The 19,172-nt window shown below is 63.0% G+C and carries 16 protein-coding genes and 1 tRNA gene; 11 read left to right on the top strand and 6 right to left on the bottom strand.

Annotation, left to right across the window (positions count from 1 at the left end; translation table 11 throughout):
• Nucleotides 1-28 precede the first annotated feature (28 nt).
• Nucleotides 29-610 (bottom strand): rhomboid family intramembrane serine protease, encoded by a 582-nt coding sequence (locus AT984_RS09605; RefSeq protein WP_058719909.1) that lies wholly within the window; start codon nt 608-610, stop codon nt 29-31.
• A gap of 262 nt (nt 611-872) precedes the next feature.
• Nucleotides 873-957, bottom strand: a tRNA-Leu gene (locus AT984_RS09600).
• 97 nt (nt 958-1,054) lie between these two features.
• Between AT984_RS09600 and cysM the strand changes: the two genes are divergently transcribed.
• The 3 genes from cysM to AT984_RS09585 all read left to right on the top strand — a co-directional run bounded on the left by cysM (nt 1,055) and on the right by AT984_RS09585 (nt 2,813).
• On the top strand, nt 1,055-1,978 hold the full coding sequence (cysM, locus tag AT984_RS09595; RefSeq protein ID WP_058719908.1) for a cysteine synthase CysM: 924 nt from the start codon (nt 1,055-1,057) through the stop codon (nt 1,976-1,978).
• 2 nt (nt 1,979-1,980) lie between these two features.
• Nucleotides 1,981-2,517, top strand: a complete 537-nt coding sequence (locus AT984_RS09590; RefSeq protein WP_058719907.1) for an NUDIX hydrolase — start codon at nt 1,981-1,983, stop codon at nt 2,515-2,517.
• 68 nt (nt 2,518-2,585) lie between these two features.
• Nucleotides 2,586-2,813 (top strand): sulfurtransferase TusA family protein, encoded by a 228-nt coding sequence (locus tag AT984_RS09585; RefSeq protein WP_058719906.1) that lies wholly within the window; start codon nt 2,586-2,588, stop codon nt 2,811-2,813.
• Between the two features lie 128 nt (nt 2,814-2,941).
• On the opposite strand, the gene galU is transcribed toward AT984_RS09585, so the two are convergent.
• Nucleotides 2,942-3,841, bottom strand: coding sequence for a UTP--glucose-1-phosphate uridylyltransferase GalU (galU, locus tag AT984_RS09580; protein WP_058719905.1), 900 nt, complete (start codon nt 3,839-3,841; stop codon nt 2,942-2,944).
• A gap of 140 nt (nt 3,842-3,981) precedes the next feature.
• Here galU and AT984_RS09575 point away from each other — a divergent pair, with 140 nt between their 5' ends.
• Entirely contained in the window at nt 3,982-4,986 is a 1,005-nt protein-coding gene (locus AT984_RS09575) for an NAD(P)-dependent oxidoreductase (protein ID WP_082679915.1), read from the top strand.
• Here AT984_RS09575 and AT984_RS09570 read toward each other — a convergent pair.
• Nucleotides 4,925-7,786 carry a valine--tRNA ligase gene (locus AT984_RS09570; RefSeq protein WP_058719904.1) on the bottom strand — a complete coding sequence of 954 codons (2,862 nt, stop codon included), beginning with the start codon at nt 7,784-7,786 and terminating at the stop codon, nt 4,925-4,927. The two genes, AT984_RS09575 and AT984_RS09570, sit on opposite strands and share 62 nt — an antisense overlap.
• 356 nt (nt 7,787-8,142) lie before the next feature.
• Between AT984_RS09570 and AT984_RS09565 the strand changes: the two genes are divergently transcribed.
• Nucleotides 8,143-9,198, top strand: a complete 1,056-nt coding sequence (locus AT984_RS09565) for an alkene reductase (RefSeq protein WP_058719903.1) — start codon at nt 8,143-8,145, stop codon at nt 9,196-9,198.
• Between the two features lie 180 nt (nt 9,199-9,378).
• Here the strand turns inward: AT984_RS09565 and AT984_RS09560 are convergent, their stop codons facing one another.
• Nucleotides 9,379-10,356 (bottom strand): GMP reductase, encoded by a 978-nt coding sequence (locus AT984_RS09560; protein ID WP_058719902.1) that lies wholly within the window; start codon nt 10,354-10,356, stop codon nt 9,379-9,381.
• A gap of 242 nt (nt 10,357-10,598) precedes the next feature.
• Here AT984_RS09560 and AT984_RS09555 point away from each other — a divergent pair, with 242 nt between their 5' ends.
• Both AT984_RS09555 and AT984_RS09550 read left to right on the top strand, forming a co-directional pair.
• Nucleotides 10,599-11,720 carry a beta-ketoacyl-ACP synthase III gene (locus AT984_RS09555; protein WP_058719901.1) on the top strand — a complete coding sequence of 374 codons (1,122 nt, stop codon included), beginning with the start codon at nt 10,599-10,601 and terminating at the stop codon, nt 11,718-11,720.
• Nucleotides 11,721-11,724: 4 nt separating this feature from the next.
• A complete protein-coding gene (locus AT984_RS09550) occupies nt 11,725-12,750 on the top strand; it encodes an NAD-dependent epimerase/dehydratase family protein (RefSeq protein ID WP_156421965.1) in 1,026 nt (341 codons plus the stop codon).
• A 17-nt stretch (nt 12,751-12,767) separates the two neighbouring features.
• Here AT984_RS09550 and AT984_RS09545 read toward each other — a convergent pair whose 3' ends face one another.
• Nucleotides 12,768-15,155 (bottom strand): penicillin-binding protein 1A, encoded by a 2,388-nt coding sequence (locus AT984_RS09545; protein WP_231741621.1) that lies wholly within the window; start codon nt 15,153-15,155, stop codon nt 12,768-12,770.
• 76 nt (nt 15,156-15,231) lie between these two features.
• Here AT984_RS09545 and sbcB point away from each other — a divergent pair, with 76 nt between their 5' ends.
• From sbcB to AT984_RS09525, 4 genes are all read left to right on the top strand, one after another.
• Nucleotides 15,232-16,674 carry an exodeoxyribonuclease I gene (gene sbcB / locus AT984_RS09540; RefSeq protein WP_058719899.1) on the top strand — a complete coding sequence of 481 codons (1,443 nt, stop codon included), beginning with the start codon at nt 15,232-15,234 and terminating at the stop codon, nt 16,672-16,674.
• Nucleotides 16,675-16,744: 70 nt separating this feature from the next.
• The gene (locus tag AT984_RS09535; RefSeq protein ID WP_058719898.1) at nt 16,745-17,608 is read left to right on the top strand and encodes a DNA ligase; all 864 of its coding nucleotides are present in this window, start codon (nt 16,745-16,747) and stop codon (nt 17,606-17,608) included.
• A 112-nt stretch (nt 17,609-17,720) separates the two neighbouring features.
• The gene (locus AT984_RS09530; protein ID WP_082679914.1) at nt 17,721-18,650 is read left to right on the top strand and encodes a GGDEF domain-containing protein; all 930 of its coding nucleotides are present in this window, start codon (nt 17,721-17,723) and stop codon (nt 18,648-18,650) included.
• Nucleotides 18,651-18,826: 176 nt separating this feature from the next.
• Nucleotides 18,827-19,138, top strand: a complete 312-nt coding sequence (locus AT984_RS09525; RefSeq protein ID WP_156421964.1) for a hypothetical protein — start codon at nt 18,827-18,829, stop codon at nt 19,136-19,138.
• Nucleotides 19,139-19,172 lie beyond the last annotated feature (34 nt).

Below are 19,172 nucleotides of genomic sequence, written 5' to 3'. Positions count from 1 at the left end.
GGCCTGGAATGGCTTCGGTCAAAGCCCATTAACGCCGACGCGGCGTGCGCCAGTAACGAATCAAGAGCCAAGCGCCCAGCATGCCGCCCAGGTGGGCGAAGTGAGCCACGCCGCCGCCGTTATTGAAAACGCCCAGCAGCAACTCCAGCGCGCCGAAGATGGCCACAAAGTACTTGGCCTTCATGGGGATGGGCGGGAACAGCGGGACGATGATGCGGTCCGGGAACAGCATGCCGAAGGACAGCAGCAGCCCGAACAAAGCGCCGGACGCACCGACCGTGGGTGCCATCGAGCCCATCAAAAAGGTCACCAGCAACTGCACCAGGGCAGCGGCCAAAGTGCTGGCCAGCAGAATGTGGGTGTAACGCTTGGCGCCCCAGACCCGCTCCAACTCCGAGCCGAACATCCACAGGCCCAGCATATTGAAGAAGAGATGCCACTCGCTGCCGTGCATGAAGGCATAGCTCAAAACCTGCCAAGGCATGAAGTTGCCCGACATCAGGGGCCAGAGCTCAAACCATGGGCGTAGGCCGGGCACCAGATAGAACACACAGTAGAGGCCGACGCAGGCCAACATAAAGGCTTTGGTTACCGAGGGGATCGGGGGCATGAAGTCTGTTCTCTGGCTGCTTGCGGCTGGCGTGAGCCGGCATAGCATCGTTGCGATTCGCAGAGTGTAAGCGCAACATGAAAATGGCCGGGGCGGCTTGCGTTAGCGCAAGTGCGGGGTATGCCGCAGGGCGTGACGGTAGCCTAGCTCGGGCCCAATTCCAGACGCAAAAAAACCACCTCTGGTAAAACCAGGGTGGCTTATTGCCTTGATTCAGCGCAGCGACTTCCAACGGTCTTCAGTATTAATTTAATACTGCGTTTGGTGCCCCAAGCCGGACTCGAACCGGCACACCTTGCGGCGGGGGATTTTGAGTCCCCTGCGTCTACCGATTCCGCCATCGGGGCTGACCGGTCAGAAGCATTGCTGCTGAAGCACATGATTATGCCATGCTTTTAAAGCACTCTCAAGAAAATTTCTAAATTGACTGACACAATGCTTGGCATGAGCAAGAACACAAGCGCCCCCAAGTACCAGACTCTGGAAGATGTCATTGGCAACACACCCCTGATCAGGCTGCAAAGACTGATCAGCCCCGAGATCGCCGCGCGCGGCAATGTGGTGCTGGCCAAGCTGGAAGGCAACAACCCCGCCGGCTCGGTGAAAGACCGCCCAGCCATCAGCATGATCCGGCGCGCCGAAGAGCGTGGCGAGATCAAGCCCGGTGATGCCTTGATCGAGGCGACTTCGGGCAACACTGGGATTGCGCTAGCAATGGCTGCTGCGATTCGCGGCTACCGCATGATTTTGATCATGCCGGAGGACCTCTCCATCGAACGCGCCCAAACCATGAAGGCCTACGGCGCGGAGCTGATTCTGACCCCGCGTTCCGGCGGCATGGAATATGCCCGCGATCTGGCTGAGCAAATGCAGCGTGATGGCAAGGGCAGGGTGCTCGATCAGTTTGCGAACGAGGACAACCCCCGCATTCATTACGAGACCACCGGCCCTGAGTTGTGGCGCGACACCGGCGGTCGCATCACTCACTTCGTCAGCGCCATGGGCACGACCGGCACGATCACCGGCGTTTCTCGCTATTTGAAGGAACAAAGCGCTGAGATCCGCATCATTGGCGCGCAGCCGGCTGAGGGCTCGCGGATCCCTGGCATCCGCAAGTGGCCCGAAGCCTATTTGCCCAAGATCTATCAGCCGCAGTCGGTGGATGAGTTGGTGCTGGTTAGTCAGGCGAATGCCGAGGACATGGCTCGGCAAATGGCGCGCGAAGAAGGCTTGTTTGCCGGCATCTCGGCGGCGGGTGCGTGCTGGGTGGCTTTGCAATTGGCGCGTTCGGTCGAGAATGCCACCATCGTGTTCGTGGTCTGTGATCGCGGTGATCGCTACTTGTCTACCGGCGTGTTCCCGGCCTGAGCATGGATACGCCAGACGCAAGCTATCGTTATTGCCCGCAGTGCGCTGCCTCACTAGCCTGGTTGGCCAGAGAGGAAGACGGCGGGCCGAAAACGCGCTTGCGCTGCCCGCAGTGCGAGTTCACCCATTGGAATAATCCCACGCCGGTGCTGGCGGCCGTGATCGAGTGTGTGGACCGCGAGGGTCAGGTCTTGCTAGCGCGCAATGCGGCCTGGCCGGGTCGTTTCTTCGGCTTGATCACCGGCTTCATGGAAGCGGGTGAAACGCCGGAAGAGGGCTTGCGGCGCGAGATTGCCGAGGAGACCTCGCTGCAGGTCGATGCCCTGAATCTGCTCGGCGTCTGGGATTTCCAGCGCAAGAACCAGCTCATCGTGGCCTACCATGCGCAGGCGCGCGGCGAGATCACACTCTCGCCCGAGTTGGCTGAGTACAAGCTGATCGCGCCTGAGAAGCTGCGCTGCTGGCCGCAAGGCACGGGCCAAGCCTTGGCGACATGGTTGCGCTCGAAGGGCATTACGCCGCAGTGGATGGAATCCTGAATCTTGCTGGCGGAGCGGCTCTGATTTGAGCTGCCGTCGCTTGCTCACGCAATGTCTAAAATAGAGCGATGGACGTACACAAAGAACTCGACACCCGGGGCCTCAACTGCCCCTTGCCCATCTTGAAGGCCAAAAAAGCCTTGGCCGAGATGGAAAGCGGCCAACTGCTGAAAGTGGTGTCCACCGACCCCGGCTCGCTGCGCGACTTCAAGGCTTTTGCGCGCCAGACTGGCAATGAGCTGGTCGATCAGTCGACCGAAGAGGCAGAGTTCATTCACGTACTCAAGCGTCGCTAAAAAACTGCGATGCAGCTGGTAACGAGGCTCGGCGCTGATTGCCGACTTTGGCTGCTAGCAGTGTGCAGGAACATAAAAAGAGGGTCGTGAATTCACGACCCTTTTTTGTTGGCTAACTCGCTAGTTGATCAGATATCGAGGCCACGCAAGAAGTCGCGGAAGCCAGCGCCCAGTTGCGGGTGGGCCAGGGCCAGTTCCACATTGGCTTGCAAGAAACCTTCCTTGCTGCCGCAGTCATAGCGCTTGCCTTCGTAGGCGTAGGCAAACACCTTCTCGCGGCGCAAGAGGCCGGCAATGCCGTCGGTGAGCTGGATCTCGCCGCCCACGCCGCGCGGTTGATTGGCAATTTCGTGGAAGACGCCGGGCGTGAGGATGTAGCGACCCGCCACGGCCATGCGTGAGGGGGCATCTTCCGGCGAGGGCTTCTCCACGATGCGGCTGACGTCCATTACCCGATCATTGACTTGGGTGCCGGCCACGATGCCATAACGCCGAGTGTGCTCGGCAGGCACTTCCTGCACCGCGATGATGGAGGCGCGCCAATCCATGAACTGTTCCACCATCTGCGCCAGCACCGGCCGGCCATTGCTCGGGCCCACCATCAAGTCGTCGGCCAGCAGTACGGCGAAAGGCTCATTGCCGACCAGACGCTGCGCGCACAAGACGGCGTGGCCCAATCCAAGCGCTTGCGCCTGTCGCACATAGACACATTCCATGTCGTCAGGCTTCACGGAACGGACAACTTCGAGCAATTCTGCCTTTCCCGCCTGTTCGAGGGCTACCTCCAACTCGAAAGTCATGTCAAAGTGGTCTTCGATCGGCCGCTTGTGGCGGCCGGTGACGAAAATCATCTCGCGCACGCCAGCGGCATAGGCTTCTTCCACGGCGTATTGGATCAAGGGCTTGTCCACCACCGGCAGCATTTCTTTGGGTTGTGCCTTGGTGGCCGGCAGGAAGCGGGTGCCGAGGCCGGCAACCGGAAAGATAGCTTTAGTGACACCTGAACTTGCTGCTGATCTGATTGCCATATCCCTGTACTTTCTTTCACTCAAATATTGATGCTGACTTCTGACTGCTTAGTGCCGGATGCCCGAATCCATGGATTCAACGCGAGCATTGTGGCATGCAGATTTTCGGGTTCGCAGGCATTACAACATTGCGCCGTGACATGAGTTTGCTGATTCTTGAGCCGCTGGAAACCGAAGTCCTGCAATGGTTGTCTGAGCGGCAGAACGTGCGGTTTGCGCCTGAGTTGGTGGGTCAGGCGGCGGCCCTGCGGGAGGCCTTGCACAGCACCCGGGCTTTGATTCTGCCGCCCAGCGTGGCGGTGGATGCGAGTCTGCTGCGCGCCGCGCCGCGGCTGCGCGTCTTGGGGCGAATGAGTGCTGGCGGCGAGAACATCGATCATGAAGCCTGCCGCGCCGCGCGCGTGGAGGTGATCCGCAGTGCCACGGCCACCGGCAATGCCGAGGCTGAGTTCATCATCGCGGCCTTGTTGAGCCTGCTGCGGCGCGTGCCGGTGCAGTCCAGCGAGGGCATGTGGGTCGGGCGCGAGCTGGGCTGCGCCACGATTGGCTTGATTGGCATGACCTCGGCGGCGCGCATGCTGGGGCAGTTGCTGCCGGCCTTTGGTACCCGTGTGGTGGGTTATGACCCCAGCTTGCATCAGAGCGACCCGCTGTGGGCGCAGTGGGGCATCGAGTCCTTGCCGCTACGTGATTTGATGGGCCAGAGCGATGGCGTCAGCGTGCAGTTGGCCTATTTCCCGCGCTACCGTGGTTTGCTGGGCGAGCGGGTGCTGAGCTTTGCCAAGGCCAATCAGGTGCTGGTGAGCATCGGTCATTCTGCTTTGATTGACGATGCGGCTTTGGCAGACGCCATGGCCAGCGGCCGCATCTTGGCGGCTTGGCTGGATAGCCTGGAGCCTGGTTTGCAAGAGCCCGGCCGACCCCTGCACGGGGTGGCCAGCTTGCAGGTGACGCCGCGGCTGGCGGGCACGACGCGTGAATCGCGAACCCGCGCGGCCTGGGGCGTGGCGCGGCGCATCGATGAGATGCTGGCCGCGGCGCCAGAGCCGGCTGCAGAGTTCCGCAGCCGGGACCTGACGACGCCTACTTCGCTTGAAGTGCCAACTGAGCCAGCTGCGCTTTCAGGCGCACGACGGTGGCGCTGAACTCGCTGATGCGCTGACGTTCCTGCGCCACCACGGCAGCCGGAGCGCGCGCCACAAAGCTCTCATTGCCGAGCTTGGCTTCGGCCTTGACGACCTCGCCTTCCAGTCGGGCCACTTCCTTGGTCAGGCGCGCGGTTTCGGCGACCACATCGATCTCCACATGCAAAGCCAGGCGGGCATCACCATGCACTAGCACTGGCGCGGCGGCGCTGGCGGCCGAGAAGGCGGCCTCGTCGTCGAAGATCTTGACCTCGCTGAGCTTGGCCAGCACCTTCAGGAAGGGGGCGGCCTCGCGCAGGAAGCGGGTGTCGCCGCCCACCAACAGAGGCACCCGGTCCGAGGCCGGCAGGTTCATCTCGCTGCGCAGGCTGCGGCAGGTGCCCACCACGGTCTTGAGTGAGGCCACCCAGGCATCGGCCACCGCATCAATGCGTTCGGGCTGGGCTTGTGGGTAGGCCGCGTTGACGAGGTAGCTTTCCACCTCAGCCGACTTGCGGCCGGCCACCGGCGCCACGGTCTGCCACAGCTCTTCGGTGATGAAGGGGGCGATGGGGTGCAGTAGGCGCAGCACCGTTTCCAGAACGCGAATCAGGGTGCGGCGGGTGGCGCGCTGCTGGGCTTCGTCGCCCTGGGCGATTTGCACCTTGGCGATTTCCAGATACCAGTCGCAATACTCGTCCCAGACGAAGGAGTAGACGGCATTGGCCACATTGTCCAGGCGGTACTCGGCAAAGCCCTGCGCCACGGCCATTTCAACGCGCTGCAGTTCGGAGCTGATCCAGCGGTCTGCCTGGCTGAAGTTCAGGTAGCCATGGGCTTGGCCGCCGGGCGCGCATTGCTCCTTGCTGTGCTCCATCAGGCCGCAGTCTTGGCCTTCGCAGTTCATCAGCACAAAGCGGGTGGCGTTCCAGAGCTTGTTGCAGAAGTTGCGATAGCCCTCGCAGCGCTTGGTGTCGAAATTGATATTGCGGCCCAGCGAGGCGTAGCTGGCCATGGTGAAGCGCAGGGCGTCCGCGCCGTAGGCGGGCATGCCCTCGGGGAACTCCTTCTTCACCCGGGCGGCCACCTTGGGGGCTGTTTCGGGGCGGCGCAGGCCCATGGTGGATTTGGCCACTAGGCGGTCCAGATCCACGCCTTCAATCAGGTCCACCGGATCCAGCACATTGCCTTCCGATTTGCTCATCTTCTGGCCTTGCGAGTCCCGCACCAGGCCGTGGATGTAGACATGCTTGAAGGGCACTTTGCCGGTGAAGTGCTTGGTCATCATGATCATCCGGGCGACCCAGAAGAAGATGATGTCGTAACCCGTGACCAGCACGGTGGAGGGAAGGAACAAGTCCTGTTCCAGCGTCTTGGCCGGCCAGCCCAGGGTGGAGAAGGGCACCAGGGCGGAGCTGTACCAGGTGTCCAGCACGTCTTCGTCGCGCGTTAGCGTGCCGGTGTAGCCAGCTGCTGCGGCCTTGGCTTTGGCTTCGTCTTCGTTGCGCGCCACGAACATCTCGCCGGCTTGGCCATACCAAGCCGGGATCTGATGGCCCCACCAGAGCTGACGCGAGATGCACCAGTCCTGGATATTGCCCATCCAGTGGTTGTAGGTGTTGATCCACTGCTCGGGGAAGAATTTGACATCGCCGCTGGCCACCGCGTCGATGGCGCCTTGGGCGATGCTGCTGCCATTCTTGCCGGGCTTGTTCATGGCCATGAACCACTGATCGGTCAGCATGGGTTCGATGATCTGGCCGGTGCGCTCACAGCGCGGCACCATCAGCTTGTGCTTTTTGACTTCCACCAAAAAGCCTTGCGCTTCCAGGTCGGCAACGATCTTTTTGCGCGCGACGAAACGGTCCAGACCGCGATAGGCTTCGGGCGCCTTGTCGTTGATCTTGGCGTCCAGGGTCAGCACACCAATCATCGGCAGATCATGGCGCTGGCCCACCGCATAGTCATTGGTGTCGTGCGCGGGCGTGACCTTGACCACGCCGGTGCCGAATGCCCGGTCCACATAGTCGTCGGCGATCACCGGGATGGTCCGGTCGCACAGGGGCAGGGTGACTTGTTTGCCGATCAAGGCGGTGTAGCGCTCGTCTTCCGGATGCACCATCACGGCCACGTCGCCCAGCATGGTTTCGGGGCGGGTGGTGGCCACCACCAAATCGCCGCTGCCGTCGGCTATTGGGTAGCGGATATGCCAGAGGAAGCCGTCTTCCTCTTCGCTATTGACTTCCAGGTCAGAAACGGCGGACTTGAGCACCGGGTCCCAATTGACCAAGCGATTGCCGCGGTAGATCAGGCCTTCGTCAAACAGTTGCACAAAGGTCTCGGTCACCACGCTCGAGAGCTTCTCGTCCATGGTGAAGTACTCGTGTTCCCATGACACCGAGTCACCCATGCGGCGCATCTGGCCGGTGATGGTGTTGCCCGATTCTTCCTTCCACTCCCAGATGCGGGCGACAAAGTTCTTGCGGCCCAGCTCGTGGCGGGTTCTAGCGCCTTCTGCGCCCTTGTCGGCCAGTTGCCGCTCCACCACGATTTGGGTGGCGATGCCGGCGTGGTCGGTGCCGGGCACCCACAGGGTGTTGTGGCCCAGCATGCGGTGGTAGCGCGTCAACGAGTCCATGATGGTCTGGTTGAAGGCGTGGCCCATGTGCAGCGTGCCGGTCACATTGGGCGGCGGCAGCTGGATGCTGAAGGACTCGCGCGTGACGTCCAGCGTGGGCTTGTAGAGGCCTTTGGCCTCCCACAGCGGGCCCCAATGGGCTTCAAGGGCGGCGGGCTCAAACGATTTGGCGAGTTCGGTCATAGGGGGTCTGCAGCGGCGTGGACCGCGTCGGATGTTGCTTGAGGATAGATAGCGCCGGATTGTAGGTGGGCGCTGCGGCGCCTGAGGCTGGGGCAGGCCGTGCATTGGGTCTGGCGCTCGATTGCGAAGCGGATTTTGAACTGCTTGTTCCGTAAATGCCGCGTTGTGACTTCATGCAACTGGCGGTGGTCATCCATGCACGCCTTTGCTAAGTTCCCACGCCATACGCCATTTTTTCGAAACCGTGGCCCTTGAGGGCCATTTCAGCGGGTGTTACCTTCCGCGGCATGCAAGCTTGCAAACGCAAAGCCTTGCCCATTCTTTTCCATTCAAAATTTCTTCGATAGGGTCCAACCATGTTGTTCAGTTCCTTGCAAGCCGGTGCCTTGACTTTGCCCAATCGCATGTTGATGGCGCCGCTGACGCGCACCCGCGCCGATGCCGGCCACATGCCCAATGCCTTGATGGCGGAGTACTACGCCCAGCGTGCCAGCGCCGGCCTCGTCATCACCGAATGCACCATGGTCGCCCCCGGCACCTCGGCCTTCAATGCCGAACCCGGCATCTACTCGCAAGAGCAAATCGAGGCATGGAAGCAGGTCACGGCTGCCGTGCACGCCAAGGGTGGCCGCATCTTCATGCAGATCTGGCACGCCGGCCGCGCCGCGCATCCGGCCATGAATGACGGTCATGAAAACGTCTCTTCCAGCGCCATCTCCATCGACGGCGAGGTTCACACCCCCCAGGGCAAGCTGCCCAATGCGCTGCCCCGCGAGTTGCGCTTGGACGAGATTCCTGCCCTGGTGGCGGCTTATGCCCAAGGGGCGCGCAATGCCATTGCAGCCGGTTTTGACGGCGTGGAGGTGCATGGCGCCAACGGCTATTTGATCGACCAGTTCCTGCGCGACGGCGCCAACAAGCGCACGGACGCTTACGGCGGCTCCTTGGAAAACCGCGCCCGCTTCTTGTTCGAGGTGCTGGATGCCGTCACCGCCGCCATTGGCGCCGACCGCGTGGGCCTGCGTTTGTCGCCGCTGAATAGCTACAACAGCATGATTGACAGCGACCCGGTCGCCTTGATCAGCTTCCTGGCTGAGCGCCTGAACAGCTACAAGCTGGCTTATCTGCACGTGATGCGCTCGGACTTCTTCCAGGCGCAAAAGGGTGATGTGATGAGCCCCGCCCGAGCCCATTACAAGGGACTGTTGGTCGGCAATATGGGTTACGGTCTGGAGGAATCACAGCAGGCGCTCGCCGCTGGTCAACTGGATGCAGTTGCATTTGGCACGGGCTTCTTGGCCAACCCCGATCTGCCAGCCCGCTTTAAAGCCGGTGCCGCGCTCAATGCGCCGGACGCCAGCACTTTCTACACGCCGGGCGCCAAGGGCTATACAGACTATCCGACGCTGTGATCGGTTCAGTGGCTTGAGAAAAGCGAAAGGGGCGCTGTGGGGCGCCCCTTTTTTTGTACTGCGTGATGCTGGCTGGCATTTTGGCTGAGCCGAAACGCTGGACCCACGCAGTTACGCTAAAAAAACTGATGCTCTCCAGCGTTTGGGCTGAGCCGAAACGCCGGCAGCGAGGCGGCTCTCTTACATAAAGAGGTGTTCCCCGGCGTTCTCACCGCCCAGCACCACATAGTTGACCTTGCGCAGGTCAGCCAAGCTGGTGCCGCCGGAGTAGGAGACCGAGCTCTGCACGTCTTCTTGCATCTCGCGCAAGGTGTCGGCCAACTTGCCCTTCACCGGCTCCAGGATGCGCTTGCCTTCCACATGCTTGTACTCGCCCTTGTTGAAGTCGCTGGCGGAGCCGTAGTACTCCTTGAAGAGCTTGCCGTCGACTTCCACTGTGTTGCCGGGCGACTCTTCATGGCCGGCGAACAAGGAGCCCACCATGACCATGGCGGCGCCAAAGCGCACGCTCTTGGCAATGTCGCCGTGGTGGCGAATGCCGCCGTCGGCCACGATGGGCTTGGTGGCCACGCGAGCGCACCACTTCAGCGCCGAGAGCTGCCAGCCGCCGGTGCCAAAGCCCGTCTTCAAGCGGGTGATGCAGACCTTGCCCGGGCCGATGCCGACCTTGGTGGCGTCGGCGCCCCAGTTCTCCAGGTCGATCACGCCTTCGGGCGTGCCCACATTGCCGGCGATGATGAAGGTGTCGGGCAGGCGCTGCTTGATATGGCCGATCATGCGCTGCACGCTGTCGGCATGGCCGTGAGCGATGTCGATGGTGATGTAGTCGGCGCCCACGCCCTCGGCGGCCAGGCGGTCGATGACGGCGTAGTCCTCGGCCTTGACGCCGGAGCTGATCGAGACGAAGAGCCCCTTGTCGCGCATGGACTTGGCGTAAGCCACATTGTCCAGGTCGAAGCGGTGCATCACGTAGAAATAGCCGTTGGCGGCCAACCATTCGGTGATGGGCACATCCACCACCGTTTTCATATTGGCGGGCACCACGGGCAGCTTGAAGCGGCGTGGGCCGAAGGCCATTGAGGTGTCACACTCGCTGCGGCTTTCAACGCGGCATTTGCGCGGCAGCAGGAGGATGTTGTCGTAGTCGAAGATTTCCATGGAAGCTTCCAAGTTCGCATATTGGGGTGCGTTGCAAGCAGTGCACCACCTGGGCTGCGAGCGCTTGACTTGGAGGTCCGGCCACAAAAAACCGGACACCAATATTTGGGCCCGGTAGCCGATTCTACGCGAAGCCCGTCTTGAAGGCAGGTGGCCTGGGCGAAGGGCGGACCGGGTGTCAATGAGCCCAGCCGCTAAACTTGCGAGCTATTGCCCAAATTCTTTTCCCGTCAGGAACGTCCATGCATTCAGTCGTCATCAGCGGCACCGGCCTCTATCAGCCGCCTTACACCATCAGCAATGCCGAGCTGGTGCAAGCCTTCAACGCCTATGTGGACTTGCAAAACGCCGAGCACGCCGAGGCCATCGCGGCGGGCGAGCGCCAGCCCCTGGTGCACTCCAGTGTCGAGTTCATCGAGAAGGCCTCCGGCATCAAGCAGCGCTATGTGCTGGAAAAAGACGGCGTGCTGGATCCCACCCGCATGTATCCGCGCTTCAAAGAGCGGCCCGACGATCAAATCTCGCTGATGGCCGAGATCGCCGTCCAGGCCGCCCAGCAAGCTCTGGCACAAGCCGGCAAGCAAGCCAGTGACATCGACGCCGTCTTCTGCGCCAGCGCCAATATGCAGCGCGCCTACCCGGCCATGGCCGTGGAAATTCAGCAAGCGCTGGGTGCGGGCGGCTACGGATTCGATATGAATGTGGCGTGCTCCTCGGCCACCTTCGCGCTGGAGCAAGCTTTTAATGCCGTGCGCTCGGGCGCCAGCAAATGCGTGCTGATGATCAACCCCGAAATCACCTCGGCCCACCTGGAATGGCGTGACCGCGACTGCCATTTCATCTTTGGTGATGTCTGCACCGCCGTCATCATCGAGCGCGCTGATCTGGCTACCGCCAAGGATCAGTGGGAGATCGTGGGCACCAAGCTGGTGACCCAGTTCTCCAACAATATCCGCAACAACTTCGGCTTCATGAATCGCGCCGAGGACAGCGACCCGTTGGCCCGCGACAAGACCTTCCGCCAAGAAGGCCGCAAGGTGTTCAAGGAAGTGGTGCCCATCGCCGCCGCCCATATCGAAGGCCATCTGGCCACCGTGGATGTGCAGCCCACCGGCGTGCGCCGCTTCTGGCTGCACCAAGCCAATCTGGGCATGAACCAGTTGATCATCAAGAAGCTGGTGGCTGGCGAGGCCGGCTCGGATGTGGCCCCGCTGATCCTGGACGAATTCGCCAACACCGCTTCGGCCGGTTCCATCATCGCTTTCCACCGCCATCGTGCGGATCTGGTCTCGGGCGATCTGGGTGTGATCTGCTCCTTCGGTGCGGGTTATTCCGTGGGCAGCGTGATCGTCAAGAAGAAGTGATTTGATGCGCCTGCTGATCCTCGGTGGGACGCAGTTCGTCGGCCGGCACCTGGTCGAGGCTGCCGTGGCCCAGGGCCATGAAGTCACGCTCTTCCATCGCGGTCAAACGGCGCCCACTTTGTTCCCCGGCCTTGCACGCCGCCTGGGTGATCGGCGCGCTGATCTCTCGGCCCTGGCTGAGGGTGAATGGGATGCCGTGCTGGACTGCTGCGGCTATCTGCCGCGTGAGGTGGCGGCCACGGCCAAGCTGCTCAAGGGCAGGGTGGGGCAGTACCTCTACATCTCCAGCGTCTCGGCCTACGCCAGTTTTGCGGTGCCCAATGCGGAGGATTCGCCGCTGGGTCAGCTCAGCGATCCCGATACCGAGGTGATCGACGGCGCCAGCTACGGCCCGCTCAAAGCAGCTTGTGAAGCCGCGCTGCTCGCGCACTTCAAGTCGCCGCTGATTCTGCGGCCCAGCTTGGTGGTGGGGCCTTTTGATCCGACTCAGCGCTTCACCTATTGGCCAGCCCGCATTGCCAGCGCCCAAGCGGGCGAGCCGGTGCTGGTGCCGGCACCTGCGCAAGAGCCTTTGCAGTTCATCGATGCGCGTGATCTGGCCGAGTTCGCCCTGCAGGCGCTCTCGCGTGGCCTCACGGGGCGCTTCAATGTGGCGGGCACGCCTGGGCATGTGAGCGGACATGTCACGCGGCAGGATTTGCTTGACGCCTGCGTGGCAGCAGCCGGCTTGGCCGCAGCGCCGGCTTGGGTGTGGGCCGACAGCGCCGCCTTGATGGCGCAAGGCGTCAAGCCCTGGAACGAGTTGCCGCTTTGGTTGCCCCCCGAGCACGAATACGCAGGCTTCATGCATTGCAGCAATGCGGCCGCCCTGCAGGCGGGCCTGCGTTTGCGGCCCTTGCGCGACACGGTGACGGATACCTTGGCCTGGTGGCAGTCGCTGCCTGAGGCCGAGCAGCAATTCAGCCGCGCCGGGCTGAGCCCGCAGCGTGAGCGTGAATTGCTTGCCGGTTTGGCGGGCGCGGCCAGCTAGTCATACCTACCGGGCTCCTAGCGCGAGCCCGGGCTCGGCAAGGCAGCAGAAGCCGCCACGCTCGACCAGAAGGCTGACGCCGCTGCGGCGGCGGACGCGGCCGAGGCGGCAGAAGCGGCCGCCGCTGCCGCCTCGCTGCTGCCAATGAAGCGCACGCCGGCCCCGCCCGCGTACTCCTCGAAGGTCCAGTCGCCGTCCTCATACATGAGGCCTTGCTCCGGCGCGCTGATTTCGCTGATGGGTTGATTCTTCAAAGCCACGCTCATCAGGTCGATCCAGGCCGGCAGGGCCAGGCCGCCGCCAAACTCCCGGTCGCCCAACGAGCGCGGGTTGTCATAACCCACCCACACCACGGCGGCCAAGTTCTTTTGAAATCCGGCGAACCAGGCGTCCACCGCGTCGTTGGTGGTGCCGGTCTTGCCATAGACATCGCCGCGGCGCAGGGCGCCGGAGGCGCGTGAGGCCGTGCCGCTGCGGGTCACCTCTTGCAGCAGGCTGCTCATCACAAAAGCATTGCGGGCCGAGATGGCGCGCAGGTCTTCGCTCAGCGCGGGTGGCTGCGCTTCAAACAAGACTGCGCCCTTGGCATCGGTGATGCGGGTGATCAGCAAGGGTTTGAGCAGATAGCCGCCATTGGCGAACACCGCGTAGGCGCTGGCCATTTGCAGGGGCGTTGCGCCGCCCGAGCCCAGCGCCAGGGTGAGGTCGTCGGGCTGCTTGTCGGCGTCCAGGCCAAAGCGCGCCGCCCAGGCGCGCGCCTTGGGTGGTCCCACTTGTTCCATGATGCGCAGGGTGACCATATTCTTGGACATGGCCAGGGCGCGGCGCACCGTCATCGGGCCGTCGAATTTGCCGTCCGAGTTCTTGGGCTCCCAGCTGCCAAAGCTGAGTGGCGCATCGTCGACCACGGTGCTGGGGCCAATGCCTTGCTCCAGCGCTGCGGAGTAGACGATGGGCTTGAAGCTGGAGCCTGGCTGACGGTAGGCCTGGGTCACATGGTTGAACTTGTTGCGGCCGAAATCAAAGCCGCCCACCAGGGCTCGCACCATGCCGGTTTCGGGCTCTACCGCCACCAGCGCACCTTCGGCTTCCGGGGCCTGGGCGATCAGCCAAGCCCCTTGCGGCTCGGCCTTGGTCGGCGTGCCGCGCAGCACCCGGATGATGGCGCCGGGCCGAATGGCTTGGGCCGCCTTGGCCTTGCCCGAGAGCGCAAACTGCACCGAGCGCAGGCCCTCGCCGCTGACGGTCAGTTCATCGCCGCTTTGCAGCACCGCCACCACCTTGGCAGGGCTGGCTTGCAAGACCACGGCGGCGCGCAGATCGTCGTTGTCGGGGTGCTGTTCCAGCGCTTGGTCGATGGCACTGTCTTGCTCGGCCTCGTTCTTGGGTAATTCCACAAAGCCCTCGGGGCCGCGATAGGGCTTGCGGCGCTCAAGGTCCAGCAAGGTGCGGCGCAGGCCTTTGTAGGCCGCGGTTTGCTGCTCGGCAATCACGCTGGTCTGCACCCGCAGGCCCAGGGTGTAGGCCTCGTCACCATATTGCGCAAACACCACCTGGCGAGCCATTTCGGCGGCGAATTCGGCATGCAGCCGGCTGTCTTGCGGGCTGCGAATGTGCAGGGTCTCGGCCTTGGCAGCGGCCAACTCGGAAGGGCTGATGCTGCCCACATCGGCCATGCGCTCCAGCACCAGGTTCTGGCGCCGCTTGGCGCGCGGGAAGTTGCTGATCGGGTTGGCGTAAGCCGGGTTCTGCGGCAGGCCGGCCAGCATGGCCGACTCGGCGATGCTGAGCTCGCGCAGCGGCTTGCCAAAGTAGGCACTGGCGGCCGCCTCGAAGCCGTAGGCGCGCTGGCCGAGATAGATCTGGTTCATATAGACCTCCAGAATCTTCTCTTTGCTCAGCTGCCCCTCGATCTTCCAGGCCAGCAAGATTTCGACGAATTTCCGGCTGTAAAGCTTCTTCTTGGTCAGGTAGAGGTCGCGCGCCAATTGCTGGGTGATGGTGGACGCCCCCTGGCTGCGCGAGGCAGTCAGATTGGCAAGCACGGCGCGCGCAATGCCTGGCATGTAAACGCCGCTGTGCTCGTAGAAATGGGTGTCTTCAATTGCCAACAAGGCGTCTTGCATGCGCTTGGGGATTTGCGCCAGCGGCAGGTACTGGCGCCGCTCGGCGCCGTACTCGCCCATCAGCTGGCCGTCGGCGGTGAACACGCGCAGTGGCTGCTTGGGCTGGTAGTCGCTGAGGTTGTCCAGGTCGGGCAGGGTCGCGTAGGTGAAGGCGGCGGCAATCGCCAGCAAGAGCACCAGCAAGCCCAGCAGCCCGGCCAGCATCAACAACACACTCGTCAAGACCAGGCCATGTTGGCGCTGCAGGGGCAAGAATTGCCGCAGTGGGATTCGAATCATCAAGGGCTCGGCCGTAAATGGAGACTTCATTATCCCGATCTATGGCGGGGCGCGCGGATGCGGTATCGTGCCGCCCATGCATGAGATGACTTTTTACTGGCACGACTACGAAACCTTTGGCCGTGTGCCGCGGCGCGACCGCCCCGCTCAGTTTGCGGGTTTGCGCACCGATGCCGACTTGAACGAAATCGGCGAACCGCTGATGGTTTATTGCCAGCCCGCGCCGGACTTTCTGCCCGACCCCGAGGCTTGCCTGCTGACCGGCATCCTGCCGCAAACCTGTTTGGAACAAGGCGTGCCCGAGCATGAATTTGCCGCCGCCATCGAGGCCGAACTGGCTCAGCCCGGCACCGTTGGCCTGGGCTACAACAGCATCCGCTTTGACGATGAGGTCACTCGTCATCTGCTGTGGCGCAATCTGCGCGACCCCTATGCCCGCGAATGGCAGAACGACTGCGGCCGCTGGGACTTGCTGGACGTGGTGCGCTGCGCCTACGCCCTGCGGCCCGAGGGCATCGAGTGGCCCAAGCATGAGGACGGCCGCCCGTCCTTCAAGCTGGAGCACCTCACGGCCGCCAACGGCCTGGCGCACGAAGCCGCGCACGATGCCTTGTCCGACGTGCGCGCCACCATCGCCTTGGCCCGTTTGCTCAAAAATGCGCAGCCCAAGCTGTTCGACTTCTGCCTGCGCCTGCGCAAGAAGGAGGCGGTGTGGGCCGAGATTGGCGTGGGCAAGCCTTTCCTGCACATCTCCGGCATGTACGGCGTCGAACGTGGCTGCCTGGCTCTGGTTTGGCCGCTGGCGCCGCACCCGACCAATAAGAATGAGCTGATCGTCTGGGATCTGGCCCAGGATCCGGCCGAATTGCTGACCCTCAATGCCGAGCAGATCCGCGCCCGCATGTTCGTGAAGCAAGAAGACCTGCCGGAAGGCCTGACGCGCCTGCCGATCAAGACGATTCACATCAACAAGTCGCCCATCGTCATCGGCAATTTGAAAACCCTGTCGCCGGCCATGGCCGAGCGCTGGGGCATGGACCTGGCGCAGGGCCTGCAAAACGCCGCAGTGTTAGGCGCCCAAGCCCATCTGCTGGACGGGATGTGGGGCGCGATCTTCAAGCGCGAGGCCGGCAAGGACGCGGCCGATGTGGATGAAGACCTGTACGGCGGCTTTGTCGGCAATGAGGACCGCCGCACGTTGCAGCGCCTGCTTGGCCTCAGCGCCGAGCAACTGGCCCAACGCGCGGCCGAAGGCAAGTTGGCGTTTGCCGACGCACGCCTGGCCGAGTTGGTGTTCCGCTTCCGCGCCCGCAATTTCCCGGACAGCCTGAGCGAGTCCGAACAACAGCGCTGGCAGGCCCATCGCACGGCGCGCCTGGTGGAAGGCGCCGGCGGCTCGCAAACCCTGGCCGGCTTTTTTGAGCATATTGATCAGCTCAGCGAGCAGGCGGATGATAGGGGCGAGGCCATCCTCGGCGCGCTTTACGACTACGCGGAGCAGATCGCGCCGCTGGATTGAGCGTTCGTGCGCGGGGCTTTAGCCGCCAGTCAGCCCTGATTGCTCAGGCAGTCGTGAGCAGGAGCTCCACATGCGCAAACGTGTCTTCGTGCAAGCCCTCTTGGCGGCATCTTGCTGGCCCGAGGCGGTGGCGCTGAGCGGCGGCGCTTCCGCCGAAGCGCCAGCCCTGTTGCTGGCCAAGTCCGCGCCCGGCAATTTGAACCGCCTTCAGCTCGGCGACTATCTGGTCAGCGAGAAGCTGGACGGCGTGCGGGCCTTCTGGACCGGTCAGGCGCTCTTGACCCGCAAAGGCCTGCGCATCGCCGCACCGGCCTGGTTCACCGCCAAGCTGCCTGCCACGCCCTTGGACGGCGAGCTGTGGCTGGCACGCGGCCAGTTTGAAGCTGCTTCGGCCACGGTACGGCGCCAGCAGCCCATCGACGAGGAATGGCAGCGCCTGAACTTCATGCTGTTTGAGCTGCCCGGCGCGCCCGGCAGCTTTGCGCAAAGGGCGGCTCGCTTGGCCAGCTTGGCGGCAGAGCAGCGCTGGGCCAATCTGCAAGCCGTGGCGCAGATTCGGGTCGGCAGCGCCGCGGAATTGCGCGCCCGCCTGGATCAGGTGGTGCGTTTTGGCGGGGAAGGCCTGGTCTTGCACCGGGCCGACGCTATTTATTCGACCGGCCGCAGCGAAGTCCTGCTCAAGCTCAAGCCCGAGGATGACGAAGAAGCGGAGGTGTTGGCGCAACTGCCGGGTGCTGGTCGCCTGGCGGGTTTGCTGGGTGCTTTGCTGGTGCGTAACCGCGAAGGGCAGGAATTCAAGCTCGGCAGCGGCTTCAGCGAGGCGCAGCGTGCTGACCCGCCTGCAGTGGGGGCGACGGTGGTTTATCGCTTTCGGGGCTTGACGGCCAAGGGTTTGCCGCGCTTTGCAACATTTGTACGCGTGGCGGAACTTTGAGCATCTGGCGGGGTGAATTGGTGCTGATTCAAGGATTTGTTCTGGCTTGGCTTTTCCCCGGTTTCGGGGTACACCTAAGCTAGTGCCGACGTCCATCGGACAAGGAGATTTGATGACAACGAAACAAGATGCAGGCCCGGACGTGATTGCCGCGCGCATGCAGGCCTTGATGGTGCGTGCACCACTGGCCATGGGCTTCGTCAAGAGTGGCCACTTCGAGGCGGTCAGCGAACAGTTCAACCACTTGTTCGGTCACGGCGACGACACCGATCTGAGCGGCCAGGCCGTGCGCAGTGTGCATGTGTCGGACGCAGCGGATGTGGCTATTCTGCAGCGCCTGGGCGCAGCCTTCGGCAGCGGGCGGCCCTTCGACGAAGAGATTGAGTATGTTCGCCGCGACGGCAGCCGCTTCTGGGGCCGCTTGCAGGCCACACCGCTGGCTTGGGATCATCCCGGCGGCGAAGCCTTGTGGATTCTGGACGACGTCACAGCCGCCCGCGCCCTGCGCATGCAGCCGACCTGGACCGCCAAGCACGACAGCCTGACCGAACTGGCCAATCGCCGCGAATTCGAGCGCCGCCTCAGCGAGCATGTCGGCAGCGTGCGCAAGCAGCCGGTGTCGGTCTTGTGGATCGATGTCGATAAGTTCACCGACATCGTCGGCAGCATGGGCGCCGAGGTGGGCGACCATTTCCTCTACGGCCTGGGTCAGCTCCTGCTGAGCAAAATCCGCGCATCCGACTTCGTGGCGCGGCTGGAAGATGACCATTTCGCCGTGCTCTTGCCCAATTGCGACCAGCATTACGCGCAGATCGTGGCGGAGAAAATCCGTGCCGGCGTGGCCAGCTACCGCCTTCGCTGGGGCTTGCATCGCACCCGTGTCAAGGCTTGCCTGGGCGTGGTGCAGTTGCAAAACAGCCTGGAAACCGTTGACGCCGTGTTGGGCGCCGCGGCGCTGGCCTGTACCGAGGCCAAGGCCGCCGGCGGCGACAGTGTGCGCGTCTTCGTGTCGGCCGGGGGCTTTGAAGAGCTGGCGGGCTGATCACGCAGCAGCCTAGCCCCGGCAGCACAGGCCGGGAAGGCAGGCAAAAACGACGTTTTTCACGCTGAGGAAAAGAATTGGCAGGTTTTTGCAATTCTTTTCTAAAGTTCTCGGCTGCGCGGCCGAGATAGCCCTTGCCACGTCGGCAATCGCATCAGTGCGGGAGCGTCGCCATCATGTCTATCGGTATGTCCACCGCCTTAGCCGGCATCTCGTCGGTCAACGAACGCCTGCGCGCTTCCGCGCAAGGCGCTGCTGCCGCATCGGCCAGCGCAACCTCGGCTGACAACAAGCGCCAGCAGCTTCAATCTGAGGTGGCTCAGCCCGACGCGGCCCGCTCCAAGCTCTTGCAAACCGCCGCTGTGGGGCAAAGCAATGGCGCCGATGGCTCCACCCGCAAGGCCGACACCTACGCTTTTGTGGCGAATCTGCGCATACTGCAGACCCAGCTCGATGCCAGCGGCACGATGCTCAATATCAAGGCCTGAGCCCCTTTCCAACTTCAGCTTTAATTTCAGCTCC

Origin of the sequence: Paucibacter sp. KCTC 42545, from assembly GCF_001477625.1 — a bacterium.
In the GTDB taxonomy this organism is placed as follows: domain Bacteria; phylum Pseudomonadota; class Gammaproteobacteria; order Burkholderiales; family Burkholderiaceae_C; genus Paucibacter_A.
Note: the sequence above shows the minus strand (reverse complement) of the source record. Positions and strands in the feature narration are given on the sequence as shown.